The organism is Streptomyces sp. NPDC045998 (assembly GCF_056430285.1).
Map to the genome: position 1 here is coordinate 93,573 of NZ_JBWKLJ010000007.1, position 13,803 is coordinate 107,375.

Genomic DNA, 13,803 nt, shown 5'->3' on the forward strand with positions numbered 1-13,803 from the left:
CGTTGCTTCCCCCTTGTCCGTTCATAGGGTCATCGTCGCGCATCGCGGACCGGGGCGTCCGCGGGATGTCCAGGGGCCACACCGTCGGACACCTGCGGTACCGGCGGTTCCAGCGGCGGATGTTACGGTGCCGCCACCGTAGGGGGCACGGCGGAGCGAGGGGGGCTCGGCGTGGAGTGGTTGACGTTGGTGGCGACGCTCGGGGGCGCGGTCATCGCGATAGCGGGGACGGTGCTCGCCGACCGGCTGCGTACCCGGCAGGAGGAGGGGCGGGGGCTCGGCGCGCTGAGGCGCGAGGTGTACATCGACTTCATCTCGGCGGCGGGTACCGCCCATACGCGGCTGCGTGAGCTGGCCCAGGACCCGGACCCGTCCCTCGACCGGGAGGCGGCGAGCCGTGCGGCCCTCGCCGACGCGCACATCTACGAGGTGCGGGAGCGGCTGTTCATCGACGCCGCCGCGCCGGTCGCCGCCGCCGGGCAGGCGATGTTCGAGCAGCTGCGCGCCTTGCGCCGTGCCGTCGCCGCGGGCGCCCTGCTGTCCCAGCCCTCCTTCCACGACGTCTACCACCCGTACATCGCGTCCGTGTGGGACTACCGGGTCGCGGTGCGGGACGAGTTGGAGGGCCGCTCCCTGTCGCCGGGCGTCTTCGGCTGGGCCGACTGGGACGGCAGGGAACGCTGCTCGCTGTGCGGCGCAGGGGGCTCAGGCGGCGCGGGTGGCGCAGCCGGGGCCAAGCGGGCGTCGGCACGCTGAAGGCCGCGGCGGCGAAGGGCTCCGCCCTGCCACCGTACCGACACCCGTACGACTCCTGGCACCCTCAGCTCTTCAGCTTGAGGACGATCAGACGCATGGTGTCCGTCCCCGCGTGCGTGACGAACACGCCCGCGCCGTTGGCCATGGTCTTCGGCGTGATCGTCGCCTCCGGCAAGGGCGTGGCGGTGCCCGTGGCGGCGAAGACGGAGACGGAGACGGGTCAGCGGCGCGTCCTCGCCGGCCACGCCGTAGGCGGTGCCGTCGTCGGCGACGGCCGTGAGAGAGAGCTCCTTGGCGCCACTCGAGCCGTTCACGCCACTCGAACCGCCTCCGTGCGCATCATCACCGCCGTCCCGACGCCCGCCGCGGGTACGCCCTCAGCCCCTACCCCGTCACCGGCGCCCGCGCAGCCGGGCGAGCAGCTGCCGGGCCCGGGAGCGATTGCGCGGGTCGGCGGCGGCGCGGCGCGCCGAGGCGACGGCCCGCTGCCCCTGCGGGCTGCGGACGAACCGCTGGATGCGTGTCATCAGTCCGGACATGGCACCTCCTGAAGTCTGTGTCTACCACTCTCCTACCCGGACACGTCCGACGGATGTCCGCACGGGCTCAAGAGGCCCTGCATGGACGCGGCGGCGCGTACGGCTGCGTCGGCGCAGCAGTTGTTGAACAGGACGTGCAGGTGCGTGACCCGGTCGGCGAGGGCACGCAGACGCGGCCGCCACTCCCGCAGCTCGTCCTCCGCGTACGCGTGGCGGAAGCGGTCCTCCTTGCTGCCCCTGCCCCACTCGGGGCTGCGCCCGTGGAAGCGCACCACCGCGAGGTCGGTGGAGGCGACCGGGGTGACCGGCGGTATCGAGGTGGGCAGTCCCTGTGGCGTGTCCACGGCCACAGCGGCGGCGTCCAGCTCCCTCAGCAGGGCGGTGGTACGGGCCCGGTGCTCGTCCCGCCACCAGTCGGGGTGCCGGAACTCGACGGCCACGGGCCAGTCGCCGGTGCGCAGGCGGGTGTGCCGGAGGGCGGCCTCGGACCGCGCGCCGGGGGCGAACCAGGGCGGGAACTGGAACAGCAGCGTGCCGAGGCGGCCGGCGTTCCGCAGCGGCCGGAGGGCGTCGCTGAAACGGTGCCAGATCTCGTCGAGAAGTCCGGTGTCGCCGGTGGTACGGGGCCGGCCGCGCAGATCGGCGGGCAGGGCGGCGTCGCGGGTGGGGTGGCCGGTGAGGAGGGAGAACGCCTTGACGTCGAAGCGGAAGCCGGGCGGGGTCCGTTCGGCCCACAGGAGGCTGTTGCGCGTGCTGGGCAGCGCGTAGTAGGTGGCGTCCACCTCCACCACGGGAAAGTGCTCGGCGTAGTGCCGCAGCCGACCCTCCGGGTCCCGCCGTCCCGGCGGGTACCACCCGCTGGACACAAGTGCCTTGTCCGTCCAGGAACATGTACCGATCAGGATCTCACCCATACGGCCCGCCTACCCCGGCACGACGCTTCCGCCCCTCTCCGTCGCTTCGTCCTCCGCCCGGGCTCAATGAGACATCGTTACTTGTGCCACATCAGGCAACGTTTGCCCTGCCAATGTTCCTGCTCAGGGCGCGGTGACGCCCCTTGTGACACGTTCGCCGCCGCTGTGCAGCACTGCGAACCCACGCGAGGCGGCCGGGCCGGAGCGGGAACGCTGATGTGCACCGGCTTTCCCACCTCATTACCGCGCTTCCCGACCCTTACCCGTGCGGGCGCAAGACCCCGCCGACCGGCGGGGGTGGGCACGCCGCATGGCGGATGAAGTCCCCGCCTGCCGACGGGTGGTGCATTCACCGGGCCGGGGACATTGTTCCTTCTGGGCCTCATCAGGCCGCCGGTACGGGGAGTCTCCTCGACCTCATATGCGCAAGGAACAGAGTGAAGAACAAGATTGTCACCGCGGTAGTGCTGGCGACGCTTTCCCTCGGCGTCGCTCCCTCGGCCCACGCCGTGGACGTCATCCAGGAACACAACGTCGCCAACTGCTATTTCGACAAGAGCAAGACGGGCAAGGAGAGGGCGAAGTACTGCAACGCGCTCAAGGGCAGGCCCATGACCAAGGCAGCCAAGAACTGCCTGCTGAGGGCAGGGGTCGGCAGCGCGGCCGCCCTGATCGTGGGTAAGGTGAACAAAAAGGCTGCACGGGAAATCGCAGTCAATACGGTCGGGGCAGGCGCGGCAGCCTGCCTCTCCTCCCTGATCAACTAGGCCCGAGGTAATGGTGCTTCAGAAACTCTTCGTGTTCGCCGTATGGTTCGTGATCCTGGCCGCGGTCAATAAGTTCCTCATTGAACCGCTGTGGGGAGAGCTCGTTTTCACGGCCGTTTCGGCAGGAGTTATGGTCTATATTCTGGGCAAGCTGGGCCATACCCGGGAGGGCTGAGACCGCACGGAGGGCCTCTCACCCCGTTGGGCGGTAGACCGCTGCCCAACGGGGCCCCTCCCCCGATGCAGAGTCGTCGAGCAGCCACTGGTCTGGATCATGTGGCCTGCAGACACGCACGTGGTCGCGCGAGCGCGCATGATGCAGCACTCCGACTCGCTCACCGCCTGGGCCGCCAGCCCCTCGCGGCCTGGCGGGCTGCCCGCCCAAGCTGTCGCAGGACAGATCTGGGGGCGTCGCCCAAAGGCCGGAAACGTCGTCTCCGTCCACCTGTCCGACCCCGCCTCTCCGGGAGCCGAAGAGTGCACATCGAGTACGACCGGAAGAACGACACCGCGTACATCTCCCTTGTCCCGGACATTCCGGATAGCGCCGCCGTCCGGCAGATCACGGTCGACGCGCCGGGAGAGCAAGCCGAACTGACCCTCGACTTCGAAGAGGCGGGGCGCCTGCTGGGCATCGAGGTCATCGGCGCCCGTGGCGGCCTCACCCCGGAACTCCTCACACAGGCCGCCTCCGACCCCTACTAGGGGGGTGTGCCGGTGTCTGGTGGTGTCGTGGGGCGGTTCGCCGTACCGCCCCACGGTCATGCCAGGGGAGTTCTCACCGTGCCTCGCCCGTCACGGGAAAGTGGGCCCGGACGCGGAAGCCGCGGCAGGGCAGGGGGTCGGAGGAGAACGAGCCGCCGAGCAGGTGGGCCCGTTCCCGGAGGCCGACCAGACCGTGTCCGCCGACGGGAAGGTCCTGGAGTTCAGCGGTCGGGGTGGCGGCGGTATTGCGCACTTCGACGCTCAGGCCGTGGGCGTCGGCCTGTACGTATACGTCGACGTCGGCGCCGGGGGCGTGCTTGCGCACGTTGGTGAGTGCTTCCTGGACCGTGCGATAGGCGGCACGCTCGACAGGTTCCGGCAGGCCATCGGGCACGTCCCCGAGGTGCAGGGTGACAGGCAGGGCGCTGTCCCGTATCAGTGTGGCCAGGTCGGCGAGGCGCGGCTGGGGGGCGAGTGCGTGGGTGGTGCCGCCCGCGGCGCGCAGCACCCCCACCAGGTGCTGCAGCTCCGTCAAGGTGGTCACCGACAGCTCGCGGATCACCGTGGCGGTCTGCCGAACCGTGGCCGCGTCCGGTTCACTGACCTGCAGTACTCCTGCCTGCAGGCTGATGAGGCTGACCTTGTGGGCGACGACGTCGTGCATCTCCCTGGCCAGGCGGGCCCGCTCGGTGGCCAGTGTGTGTTCCGCCAGCAGCCGGTGCTCGCGTTCCCGGCTTTCGGTCATCTCCCGCAGCCGGTCGTGCCGGAGCCGTGTCGATCGGCCCAGTACGACGGCCCCGACGCCCAAGGCACAGGAATCCAGAGCGAGGAGCACGGTGTCGTGGTCCAGCTGGAGCTGGGTCACCTGGCCGAGCGGGTACGGCAGGAACTGCCCCAGCGCGACCAGTGTCGCCCCGATGCCGGCGGTGACGGCGCCGGGGCGCCGGACCGCCAGGCAGTACAGGGCGATGAGCGGCGCGAAGGCGATGAAACCGAGATACAGCCCCGGCAGGCCGGCGGCCAACGCCACCTCGGGCAGACGCCGCCGTACGACGAGAGCGGCTGCGGCAATCAGGGCGACCCACAGGCCGGGTCCGGTGGCGCCGGGGCCGTTGACCACCAGCCCGTCGACGGTACCGACGGCCACCGGAAGGACCGCCGTTCCCATCCGCCGCAGCCTTACGGCGCGGGAGCGCCAAGGGGAGACGGGCGTGTGCGGCTCCGTCCCACAACTGGCCCGTTCGACGGGGCCCGGCCGCCCGGTGATACGACGTCGGGCCGACCGCCGCGTCAAGGCCGTCAGGACGGTGTTCACCGGCCGTGCCCACGTCCGGCCGAGCCGATCATGCCCGCACGGTCGGCGACGACGGCCGCCTGGACCCGGTTGATGCCGCCCAGCTTCGCGAGCAGCGAGCTGACGTGGTCCTTGACCGTGCCGTGGGCCAGGTGCAGCCGCCGGGCGATGTCCCGGTTCGACAGGCCGTGGCCCACCAGCGCCAGCACGTGGCGCTCCCGTTCGGTCAGCAGCCCGACCTGCCCGGCCGCGTCCTGCTCACGGCCCATGGACAGGTATGCGCCGATCACCGGTCCCGCGGCCTCCGGAGCCAGGATCTTGCCGCCGCCGGCCAGAACGCGCACCGCGTGCACCAACTGGTCGGGAGAGGCGTTCTTCATCAGTAAACCCGCCGCCCCCGCCCGCAAGGCGTCGTCGACGTACTCACCCGCGTCGAACGTGGTCAGCATCGCCACGGCCGGAGCGGACGCCATGGACGTGACGCGCCGCAGTACGGTGAGCCCGTCCACGTCCGGCATACGGATGTCGAGGAGGAGGACATCCGGAGCGTGACACCGGACCGCCTCGACGGCCTCGGCGCCGCCGCAGCCCGCGACCACGCTGATGTCCGCGGCCGAGCCCAAGATCGCATGCAGCCCCGATCGGACCAGCGGCTCGTCATCCACGACGACGACCCGAATCACCCTCGTGCTCCTTCACTCGGCGCGACATGAGTTACCGAAGAGTACGCCACCTGGCGCCAGCCGCTTTCCGGCCCGCCCCCGCGCTCGCGCACCGCGCCGCACACCCGCCCGGTCGCCATCGCCATCGCCGGCGCCGGCGATGGCGTCGGCGACTGCGACGGCGACCCGCTGCACGCTCCCGCACTGACCGCCGGGCGTTCCCGCTCTTCGTCGACGACGGCACATGGCGGCCCGAACTGCACCATCCCGCTATCGGTGCGGACCAGCACGGCGCGGCGGCGCCCAGGATAGGGTGAGCCGCGTGCGGGTGCTGCTGGTCGAGGACGACGAGAACCTCCGTTTCGGGGTGGCCGCCGCCCTGCGGGCCGCGGGTTTCGCCGTCGATGAGACGGCCGACCTGCCCCAGGCCGACGAGGCCTTGTTCGTCACCGCCTACGACTGCGCGGTCTTCGACCGGATGCTCCCCTCCGGTGACGCCGCCGCGTACGTGGACGGGCTGCGCCGGGGCGGCCGGACGGTGCCGGTGCTGTTCCTCACCGCGCGTGACACCGTCGCCGACCGGGTGGAAGGTTTCGCCAGTGGCGGGGACGACTACCTCGTGAAGCCCTTCGCCGTGCCGGAACTGGTCGCGCGGGTGGGCAGTCTGTGCCGCCGCGCCGCGGTGGTCCGCCCGCCCGTGCACCGGCTGGGCGACGTGGAGGTCGACACCGCCCGCAGGCATGTCCGCCGGGGCGGGGTGCTGCTCACTCTCACCCACCGGGAGTTCGCCGTCCTCGAAGTGCTGGTGGCGCGGGCCGACCAGGCGGTGTCCCGCGCGGAGCTGATCGAGAGCTGCTGGGACGAGATGGCGGAGCCGCAGTCGAACGTCCTGGAGGTCCTGATCTCCCAGCTGCGCCGCAAACTGGGAGACCCACCGCTGATCAGGACCGTACGGGGGGTCGGGTACCGGCTGGTGGCCGAGGAACGCGCGGTCGGCGAAGCGGAATGAGCAGAGCCCTCGTCCGGCGCCGCTCCCGGACGCTCACGCCCACGGCGCGGGTCAAGCGGCTGCGTCGCAGGATCACCGCGTTGTTCGCGTGCACCAGCGCCGTGGGGCTCGTCGCGATGGCCGTCTTCGCGGTGCGCAGCGACGGTGTGCGGTGGCGCGAGCAGGTCGACCAGTCGATGGATGCGGATACGAGTTGGGCCCTGGGCCTGCTGGACACCACCGAGGACGGCCGGGTGGACACCACCGTGCTCGTCGACACGATGGGTACCGCGTGCCCTCCGCTCTTCGTACTCACGGTGCCGTCCGCCGGGGAGTCGCCCGACGCCGAGCCGTCCGACACGGACCCCGACCTGGTGGTCGCGCACGCCCCGCGCCGCCCCTGTCTGCCGGTGAGTCCCCCGGTCGTACGGGAAGCGGCGTACGCGGCCGTACGCGCGGGCGAGTCGAGAGCCTTCGACCGGCGGGCGGGCGACGGCACGCCGGTGCGGGTGTTCGCCCTGCCGTACTACCCGCCGGACGCGGCCGAAGACGAGCAGGCGGAGGGCGCCCTGGTGACCCTGGCCGAGACGACCGCACAGCGGGCCGACCACCGCGGGCTGACCTGGGTGGTGACGGGCGGCTGCGCCGTACTGGTGCTGCTGTCGGCCGCGGTCGGGCACCTGTTGTCCGGACGGGCGATCCGGCCCGCGCTGGCCGCGCTGGGGCAGCAGGAGGCGTTTCTCGCCGACGCCGCGCACGATCTGCGGACCCCGGCCGCGTCGCTGCGGACGCTCGCGGAGACCGCGCTGCGCGGGGAGACGGACAGTGCCGAGGTGCACCGGAGGACCCTGCGGCTGGCGGAGAGCATGGGCCGGCTCGTCGACGGGCTGCTGACCCGGGCCCGGCTGATGTCCGGTACGGCGATCCTGGCGCGCGGGCCGCTGCGCCTGGACCAGTTGGTGGAGGCGGTTGTCGAGGACGCGCCGACGCGGGGGCACCGGGTCACGGTCGACGCGGAGGAGACGGTCGTGGTCGCCGACCCCGACCTCGTCCGCCGGGCCGTCTCCAACCTCCTGGGCAACGCCCTCGCCCACGGCCATGCGCCGGGCGAGCCGGCGGACGTCCGCGTCACCGTCGCACGGGACGGCACCGTGACGGTCGACGACGCGGGGCCCGGCCTGCCCCCCGAGGTGGCGGGCGCCCTGTTCGAACGTTTCCGCAGCGGAACGGGGTCCACCGGACTCGGCCTGTCCATCGCCTCGTGGGTCGCCCACGCCCACGGCGGAACCCTCACCGCCGCCCGGGGCGCACGCGGCGGTGCCCGTTTCGTGCTGCGCCTGCCGACGCGGAGCTGACCCCCGGGGCGCGGGCCGGGCCCGCGAGCGGACCGGTGGCCGGTGGCCGGTGCCTCATCAAAACCTCAGCATCGTCCCGTGATGCTTCCCGTGAACCGACCATGGGAGCCCCCCGTTGAATCGCGCAACCCGCCGTCACGCCCTCGTCCTCGCCTTGGCCGTCCTCGGCTCGGCGTCCCTCGCCGCCTGCACGGCCACGGGTGCGCGGCATGCCCCGGAGCGGCCGAGGACATCGGCCGCTCCCGCCGACCCCGCCACCCGCCCGGAGCTCACGTCCTTCTACAGCCAGAAGCTCACGTGGTCCGCCTGCGGGGACTTCCAGTGCGCGGACCTCACCGTCCCCATGGACTACGCGAACCCCGGCAACGGCAAGACGTTCGTCCTGCCGGTGGCGAAGGCCGTCAGCGCGGATCCGGGCCGGCGCATCGGCTCCCTCGTCTACAACCCGGGCGGGCCCGGCGAACCCGGTGTGCGGTCCCTCAAGGACGGTACGGCCGAGTCGATCAGCAAGAAGGTGCGCGACCGCTTCGACATCGTCTCCTTCGACCCGCGCGGCGTCGGGGAGAGCTCACCCGCCCTGACGTGTGGCGACGAGGACACCGAGGACACCACGCCGGCGGAGCAGCCGCTCTATCCGAGGACCGAGACCGACCGTGAGAGGGCGCTGGCCGAGGCGCGGGCGATGGCCGAGGCCTGCCGGAAGGGCAGCGGCCCGCTCCTGCGGCACGTCGGTACGCCGGACGCCGCCAGGGACATGGACGTGCTGCGCGCCGCCCTCGGCGACCGGAAGCTCACGTACATCGGCTGGTCGTACGGCACGAGCCTGGGCACGTCCTACGCCGAGCAGTTCCCGCACAGGGTGCGCGCCCTGGTTCTGGACGGAGCGGTGGACCCCTCACTGGACTGGGCCGAACGCACGACGAGCCAGGCGGTCGGGTTCCGGCGGGCCGTCGACGACTACGCCACGCACTGCGCGGACATCGCCGGGGACAGCTGCCCCGGCACCACCCCCGAGGAGATATCCGCTCTCATCGACGGCCTGTACGAGCGGACCGAGCGCCGGCCGCTCCCGGTCGACGGCGATGAGTACGGACTCGACAGCACCATGCTGCTCAACGCCATCACGGAGTCGATGTACACCCCCGAGGACCAGTGGCAGGCCCTCTCCGAGGCGCTGCGGGACGCGGCCAACGGGGACGGGACGAAAATGGCCGCCTTGGCGGAGGACCCGCCCCCGGAAACGGAGGACTCCGAGCCGTCCGCACCCGACGACGGGTCCGCCGGATCCGACGGGTCCGCCGGATCCGACGAGGCAGCCGACGAATCAGCCGACGACAGCGACGTGCCCGCCGACAACAGCGAGGCTGTGCTCCAGGCCGTCAACTGCCTTGACACACCCCACCCGAACGACGACAAGCCGTACTGGGACGCCCTCGAACCCGCCGACAAGGCCGCCGGCGTCTACGGCACTTCGGCGGTGACCACCGCCCTCACCTGCAAGGGATGGCCCACAGGCACGATGAAGCCGCACAAGGTCAAGGCCGACGGCGTGCCACCGGTACTGGTGGTGGGAACCACCGGCGACCCGGCCACCCCGTACGAGGAGGCCGTGAGCCTGGCCGGCCAGTTCCCCGGCGGCATGCTGCTGACATACGAGGGCCTGGGGCACCTCGCTTACGGCCGCGCCAACGCCTGCGTCACGAACGCCGTCGACGACTACCTCCTCCGACTGAAGAAGGTGGCGCCCGGCACCACCTGCTGATGACGGCCCCCAGATTCCCGCCTGGGTGAAGGTGACGATCCAGCCGCCGATTGTGCGGAGGAACACGCGGGAGAGGTCATAGGGGTCGTAGTGCACCTCCCACAGCCCCTGCCTGGCCGCGTGGCCGGAGTGCTGCCGCCGCCAGTGCCAACCATCTAGCGCTGCCGCCGGCGGCCGGCTTCGGGACGGCCTTCTCCCTCCCGCGCGTCAAGCGGTGCTTCCGGCGCGTATCCGGTCACGCACCGCCCTGGCGAGGGGGCCTGAGCCCACGCATGGCGAGTTCGACGACGTCCTCGACGTATGCCTCGTCGTTCGGGCCGCGCACGACGAGCAGCCGGTAGTACAGCTGGGCGTAGATGAGCTCGATGGCGCGGTACGGGTCGATGTCGGCGGCGACCTGTCCGTCCGCCTGGGCGCGGCGGATGCGCTCCGCCACGAGCGCGCTGGCGGGGTCGACGAGGCGTTCGCGGAACTGCGCGGCGAGGTCGGGGTCGTGCTGGGACTCGGCGACGATCGAGGCGAGCACGCTGCGGGTGTCGCCGATCGTGTCGATCCAGGCGTCCTTGACCATCAGCTTCAGGTCGGCCTCGAAGTCGCCGGTCTGCGCGGTGTCGAGGCGCCGGTGCAGGCGCTCTTCGAGCTGTTGCGCCCACGCGTCGAGGACGACCGCGCCTTTGGAGGGCCACCAGCGGTAGACGGTTCTCTTGCCGACGCCCGCGCGAGCCGCGATCCCCTCGATGGTGACGCGCGCCAGGCCGATCTCGCGGGCCATGCCGAGCGCGGCCTCGAGGATCGCGGCGGTCGCTTGGGGGTTGCGCCGGGCGGGGTCGGGCGCACGGGTCGTGCTCATGTCGCCTCCAGGGTGCTGACGCGCTCACGTTACCGCACAGGGGAGACGATCCGGTTCGTGTTGACAAGAGTGCGACATCGCGACACGATCCGTTTCGGATCGCGACACGATACGGTTCGGCTCCTTAGGTTCGGCTCTGCCGTCCACGGACGGTTCTTGCGAAGGGAATCCATGCACAACGACCTGTACGACTACAGCCCCATCACCGAACGCCCGCCCATCCAGTGGCCCGACGGCGCGCGAGTGGCGTTCTACGTCGGCCTCAACGTGGAGCACTTCGTCCTGGGCAAGCCGTCCACCAGCATCAATCAGGGCACCGCGGCGCTCGTGCCCGATCCGCTGAACCACGGGTGGCGCGATTACGGCCCGCGGGTGGCGATCTGGCGGATGATCGAGTCGTTCGACCGGCACGGCGTACGCCCCAGCGTGCTGCTCAACTCCGACGTCGCGGAGCACTACCCCCAGATCATCGAGGCCGGCCGGGCGCGCGGCTGGGCCTGGCTCGCGCACGGCAAGAACAACTCCACCCTGCAGGCCGAGGTCGAGGCGGACGAACGCGCCTATCTCACCGAGGTCGTCGAGACCATCGAGAAGGCGACCGGGCACCGTCCCCGCGGCTGGATGGGCCCCGCCCTCAGCGAGACGTTTCAGACCCCGGCGCTGGTCGCCGAACTCGGCCTGCGCTACGTGCTGGACTGGACCGCGGACGACCAGCCGTTCCGGCTGAACGTGCCGGGGCTCCTGAGCGTCCCCTACACCCTCGAACTCAACGACCTGGGGCTGTTCACCGCCCACTCCATCAGCGGTCCCGATTTCGTGCGGATCGTCAAGGACCAGCTCGACCAGCTGTACGAGGACTCCGCGCACAGCGGCCGCGTGATGGCACTGGCCCTGCACCCCTTCGTGACCGGCCAGGCGTTCCGGATGAAGTACCTGGACCAAGCGCTCGAGTATGTCGTCAACCATCCCGGCGTGTGGACCACGACCAGCGACGACATCGCCGAACACTACGCCCGCACCACCGCGGGACCCGACGCCTCCGCCTGACCGAAGGATGAATGACGACTCCTGCCCCGACAGTCCCAGCCACCGGACGACGCCGCCCCCGGACCGACCTCATCCCTCCGCTGGGCCGGGTTCCTCCTCTTCGTCGGCGGTAGCGGCTGAGGGGCTCGGCCGCGTACGTCCTGAAGTGCCCGTGGTGCCGCTGGCGAACCGAGTCGGACCCGGGGGACCGTGTCGCTCTCCGGCTGGGTGAGGCGGCGTCAGGCGGTCGTGATGGTGGCGAGGGTGCGCTGGAGCCGGCGGACTGCGTCCTCGGCTTCCGCGTACTGCTCGGGGGTCGGCTGGACGGCACCGAAGGTGGGGCCGCCTTCGGCGGGCAGGGCGCGCCAGTGCAGGACTGGCTGGAGTGCAGTGGCGGCTGCGCCGAGGAACCAGGCCAGGCGTCCGTGGACGTGGGCGAGGGCGATGGCCACGGCGGCGAGCGCTTCTCGCAAGCGTTCCAGCCGGTGGACCGCAGGCAGGCGCTCTTGGGACTGCGAATCGCCGACGACGGCAAGCAGGTCGGCGGCGGCCTTTCCGGCGATGTGACGATCGGCGGCGGAAACGACCCATGTCCGGTCGCTGATCAGCCGTTCGGCTCCTCCGCCAGGTCCTTGATGATCGTCCGCATGTCCACGCCCCACACCCTAGTTCATCAGCGACTTTGCGGACGATGCGATGGCGCCGACAGGGGTGGCCCGTCCAGTACCGAGGTCGGCTGCTCGTCCCATGACGCCCTGCCGCACGTCCGGGTCGGCGACCTTGACTGACATCGAACATATAACCGAGACGCTGTCTCGTTCCCAGAAGCTCCGTGCTGTGGAGGAGCACCTGGAGTGGCTCCGCTTGCGCCGCCGGAGTGGAAGGTCGAGCTGTCCGTATCGACAGCGGGCCGTACCGCGGCCACGCCGGTACCTGCACCCTGAGCAAGGGGAGGCAGCTGGGTACCGGCCGAGACGCCGCCCGCCGCCCGCTGGCCGCCGCCCGCTGGCCGCTGGCCCAAGACGTCGAAGGGTGCCCGTTGTGCTGCCCGCACGTCGAGCTGCGCATGGACCGGTAGGCGACGTGCCGCGATCGGTACGGAGGCGGCACTGGGTGGTAGGTCTCGGGCATGGCCCTGCACGTCCCCGAGCCGATGCTGTCCGCAGCGACGGACTCCCTGCCGACCTCCGGCGTGGCGTACGAGCCGAAGTGGGACGGGTTTCGATGCCTCATCGCCCGACCCACCGACGGCCCGCCACGAGTGCTGTCCCGTCGGGGCGACGTGCTGAACCACGCCTTCGCCGACATCGCCGCGGCAGCCGAGCGTGACCTCCCGTCCGAGACGCTGCTGGACGGGGAGCTGGTGGTGTGGCACGAAGGACGGATCGCCTTCGGCAGGCTGCAACGCCGCATGAACCGTGACCCACACACCGTGGCCGAGGAGATCCGCGTGGCCCCGGCGCACTTCGTCGCGTTCGACGTGCTCCACCTTGCCGAAACCGACCTGATGCCGTGGCCGTACGAGCGCCGACGCGATCGGCTGGAGTCGCTGTTTACGGAAGCCGCCCTCGGGCCGCCGTGGACGCTGTGCCCGATGACGCTGGACCGCGCCCAAGCGGAGCGCTGGATACGAGAGTGGTCGGACATGGGCATGGAAGGCATCGTGGCCAAGCCGCTGCGCCAGCCCTACCAACCGGGAGTACGAGGATGGCGCAAGATCCGCCACCGGCACACCACCGAAGCGATCATCGCAGGGGTCACCGGCACGCTCCACCGACCGACCGGCCTGCTCCTCGGACGCTACGACCGCGCCGGGATGCTCCAGTACGTCGGACGCAGCCCCGTGCTCTCCGCCCATGCCGCAAGCGACGTAGGAGTCCAGCTCCAGCCCGGCGCCCTCGACCACGCCTGGCGGGGGCGGACGTTCTCCGCCGGATGGGGAACCCGCGAGACGCTGGTCGTCACGCTGGTCCAGCCCGAGCAGGTTGCCGAGATCAGCGCGGACACCTCCATGGAAGACGGCCGCTGGAGACACGCCGTGCACTTCGTTCGGCTGCGCGCCGATGTTTCTCCCGCCGACGTGCCCGCGTTCGGAGCAGGCAACGAGCCAGCTGACGGGTAGTGCGTGGGCGGTCGCCATGCTGCGGCTCCGGAGGCTCTCTTTCCCTCACAGCGACACGGGCCT

The 13,803-nt window shown here is 71.3% G+C and carries 16 protein-coding genes; 10 read left to right on the top strand and 6 right to left on the bottom strand.

Annotation, left to right across the window (positions count from 1 at the left end):
* Positions 1-171: 171 nt before the first annotated feature.
* The gene (locus AC07FJ_RS21375) at positions 172-756 is read left to right on the top strand and encodes a CchlQ (protein WP_479050940.1); all 585 of its coding nucleotides are present in this window, start codon (positions 172-174) and stop codon (positions 754-756) included.
* 392 nt (positions 757-1,148) lie between these two features.
* On the opposite strand, the gene AC07FJ_RS21380 is transcribed toward AC07FJ_RS21375, so the two are convergent.
* The gene (locus AC07FJ_RS21380; RefSeq protein WP_479050941.1) at positions 1,149-1,295 is read right to left on the bottom strand and encodes a hypothetical protein; all 147 of its coding nucleotides are present in this window, start codon (positions 1,293-1,295) and stop codon (positions 1,149-1,151) included.
* 32 nt (positions 1,296-1,327) lie between these two features.
* Positions 1,328-2,209 carry a DUF72 domain-containing protein gene (locus tag AC07FJ_RS21385; RefSeq protein WP_479050942.1) on the bottom strand — a complete coding sequence of 294 codons (882 nt, stop codon included), beginning with the start codon at positions 2,207-2,209 and terminating at the stop codon, positions 1,328-1,330.
* A 437-nt stretch (positions 2,210-2,646) separates the two neighbouring features.
* Between AC07FJ_RS21385 and AC07FJ_RS21390 the strand changes: the two genes are divergently transcribed.
* The 3 genes from AC07FJ_RS21390 to AC07FJ_RS21400 all read left to right on the top strand — a co-directional run bounded on the left by AC07FJ_RS21390 (position 2,647) and on the right by AC07FJ_RS21400 (position 3,681).
* Positions 2,647-2,976, top strand: a complete 330-nt coding sequence (locus tag AC07FJ_RS21390; RefSeq protein ID WP_479050943.1) for a hypothetical protein — start codon at positions 2,647-2,649, stop codon at positions 2,974-2,976.
* A 31-nt stretch (positions 2,977-3,007) separates the two neighbouring features.
* The gene (locus tag AC07FJ_RS21395) at positions 3,008-3,151 is read left to right on the top strand and encodes a hypothetical protein (protein WP_479050944.1); all 144 of its coding nucleotides are present in this window, start codon (positions 3,008-3,010) and stop codon (positions 3,149-3,151) included.
* A gap of 302 nt (positions 3,152-3,453) precedes the next feature.
* Entirely contained in the window at positions 3,454-3,681 is a 228-nt protein-coding gene (locus tag AC07FJ_RS21400) for a DUF2283 domain-containing protein (protein ID WP_479050945.1), read from the top strand.
* 73 nt (positions 3,682-3,754) lie between these two features.
* On the opposite strand, the gene AC07FJ_RS21405 is transcribed toward AC07FJ_RS21400, so the two are convergent.
* Positions 3,755-4,849, bottom strand: a complete 1,095-nt coding sequence (locus AC07FJ_RS21405; RefSeq protein ID WP_479050946.1) for a sensor histidine kinase — start codon at positions 4,847-4,849, stop codon at positions 3,755-3,757.
* A gap of 143 nt (positions 4,850-4,992) precedes the next feature.
* A complete protein-coding gene (locus AC07FJ_RS21410; RefSeq protein WP_479050947.1) occupies positions 4,993-5,658 on the bottom strand; it encodes a response regulator in 666 nt (221 codons plus the stop codon).
* A 307-nt stretch (positions 5,659-5,965) separates the two neighbouring features.
* On the opposite strand from AC07FJ_RS21410, the gene AC07FJ_RS21415 reads away from it, so the two are divergent.
* The 3 genes from AC07FJ_RS21415 to AC07FJ_RS21425 all read left to right on the top strand — a co-directional run bounded on the left by AC07FJ_RS21415 (position 5,966) and on the right by AC07FJ_RS21425 (position 9,742).
* Positions 5,966-6,646 carry a winged helix-turn-helix domain-containing protein gene (locus AC07FJ_RS21415; RefSeq protein WP_479051243.1) on the top strand — a complete coding sequence of 227 codons (681 nt, stop codon included), beginning with the start codon at positions 5,966-5,968 and terminating at the stop codon, positions 6,644-6,646.
* On the top strand, positions 6,643-7,980 hold the full coding sequence (locus AC07FJ_RS21420; RefSeq protein ID WP_479050948.1) for a sensor histidine kinase: 1,338 nt from the start codon (positions 6,643-6,645) through the stop codon (positions 7,978-7,980). Before AC07FJ_RS21415 ends, AC07FJ_RS21420 begins: the two co-directional genes overlap by 4 nt.
* Positions 7,981-8,095: 115 nt before the next feature.
* On the top strand, positions 8,096-9,742 hold the full coding sequence (locus AC07FJ_RS21425) for an alpha/beta hydrolase (RefSeq protein WP_479050949.1): 1,647 nt from the start codon (positions 8,096-8,098) through the stop codon (positions 9,740-9,742).
* A 235-nt stretch (positions 9,743-9,977) separates the two neighbouring features.
* Here the strand turns inward: AC07FJ_RS21425 and AC07FJ_RS21430 are convergent, their stop codons facing one another.
* Positions 9,978-10,592, bottom strand: a complete 615-nt coding sequence (locus AC07FJ_RS21430) for a TetR/AcrR family transcriptional regulator (protein ID WP_479050950.1) — start codon at positions 10,590-10,592, stop codon at positions 9,978-9,980.
* A 171-nt stretch (positions 10,593-10,763) separates the two neighbouring features.
* Here AC07FJ_RS21430 and AC07FJ_RS21435 point away from each other — a divergent pair, with 171 nt between their 5' ends.
* A complete protein-coding gene (locus tag AC07FJ_RS21435) occupies positions 10,764-11,639 on the top strand; it encodes a polysaccharide deacetylase family protein (RefSeq protein ID WP_479050951.1) in 876 nt (291 codons plus the stop codon).
* A 218-nt stretch (positions 11,640-11,857) separates the two neighbouring features.
* On the opposite strand, the gene AC07FJ_RS21440 is transcribed toward AC07FJ_RS21435, so the two are convergent.
* The gene (locus tag AC07FJ_RS21440; protein WP_479050952.1) at positions 11,858-12,070 is read right to left on the bottom strand and encodes a hypothetical protein; all 213 of its coding nucleotides are present in this window, start codon (positions 12,068-12,070) and stop codon (positions 11,858-11,860) included.
* Here AC07FJ_RS21440 and AC07FJ_RS21445 point away from each other — a divergent pair.
* Together AC07FJ_RS21445 and AC07FJ_RS21450 are read left to right on the top strand one after the other, a co-directional pair.
* Positions 12,050-12,406 (top strand): hypothetical protein, encoded by a 357-nt coding sequence (locus AC07FJ_RS21445; protein ID WP_479050953.1) that lies wholly within the window; start codon positions 12,050-12,052, stop codon positions 12,404-12,406. The genes AC07FJ_RS21440 and AC07FJ_RS21445 overlap by 21 nt on opposite strands.
* A 341-nt stretch (positions 12,407-12,747) precedes the next feature.
* Positions 12,748-13,740, top strand: a complete 993-nt coding sequence (locus AC07FJ_RS21450; protein WP_479050954.1) for an ATP-dependent DNA ligase — start codon at positions 12,748-12,750, stop codon at positions 13,738-13,740.
* Positions 13,741-13,803 lie beyond the last annotated feature (63 nt).

Bases quoted from the DNA above. Each gene is read 5' to 3' on its own strand.
- AC07FJ_RS21405 (WP_479050946.1), bottom strand. From the start codon at position 4,849: ATGGGAACGGCGGTCCTTCCGGTGGCCGTCGGTACCGTCGACGGGCTG.
- AC07FJ_RS21450 (WP_479050954.1), top strand. From the start codon at position 12,748: ATGGCCCTGCACGTCCCCGAGCCGATGCTGTCCGCAGCGACGGACTCC.
- AC07FJ_RS21435 (WP_479050951.1), top strand. From the start codon at position 10,764: ATGCACAACGACCTGTACGACTACAGCCCCATCACCGAACGCCCGCCC.
- AC07FJ_RS21380 (WP_479050941.1), bottom strand. From the start codon at position 1,295: ATGTCCGGACTGATGACACGCATCCAGCGGTTCGTCCGCAGCCCGCAG.
- AC07FJ_RS21420 (WP_479050948.1), top strand. From the start codon at position 6,643: ATGAGCAGAGCCCTCGTCCGGCGCCGCTCCCGGACGCTCACGCCCACG.
- AC07FJ_RS21430 (WP_479050950.1), bottom strand. From the start codon at position 10,592: ATGAGCACGACCCGTGCGCCCGACCCCGCCCGGCGCAACCCCCAAGCG.
- AC07FJ_RS21385 (WP_479050942.1), bottom strand. From the start codon at position 2,209: ATGGGTGAGATCCTGATCGGTACATGTTCCTGGACGGACAAGGCACTT.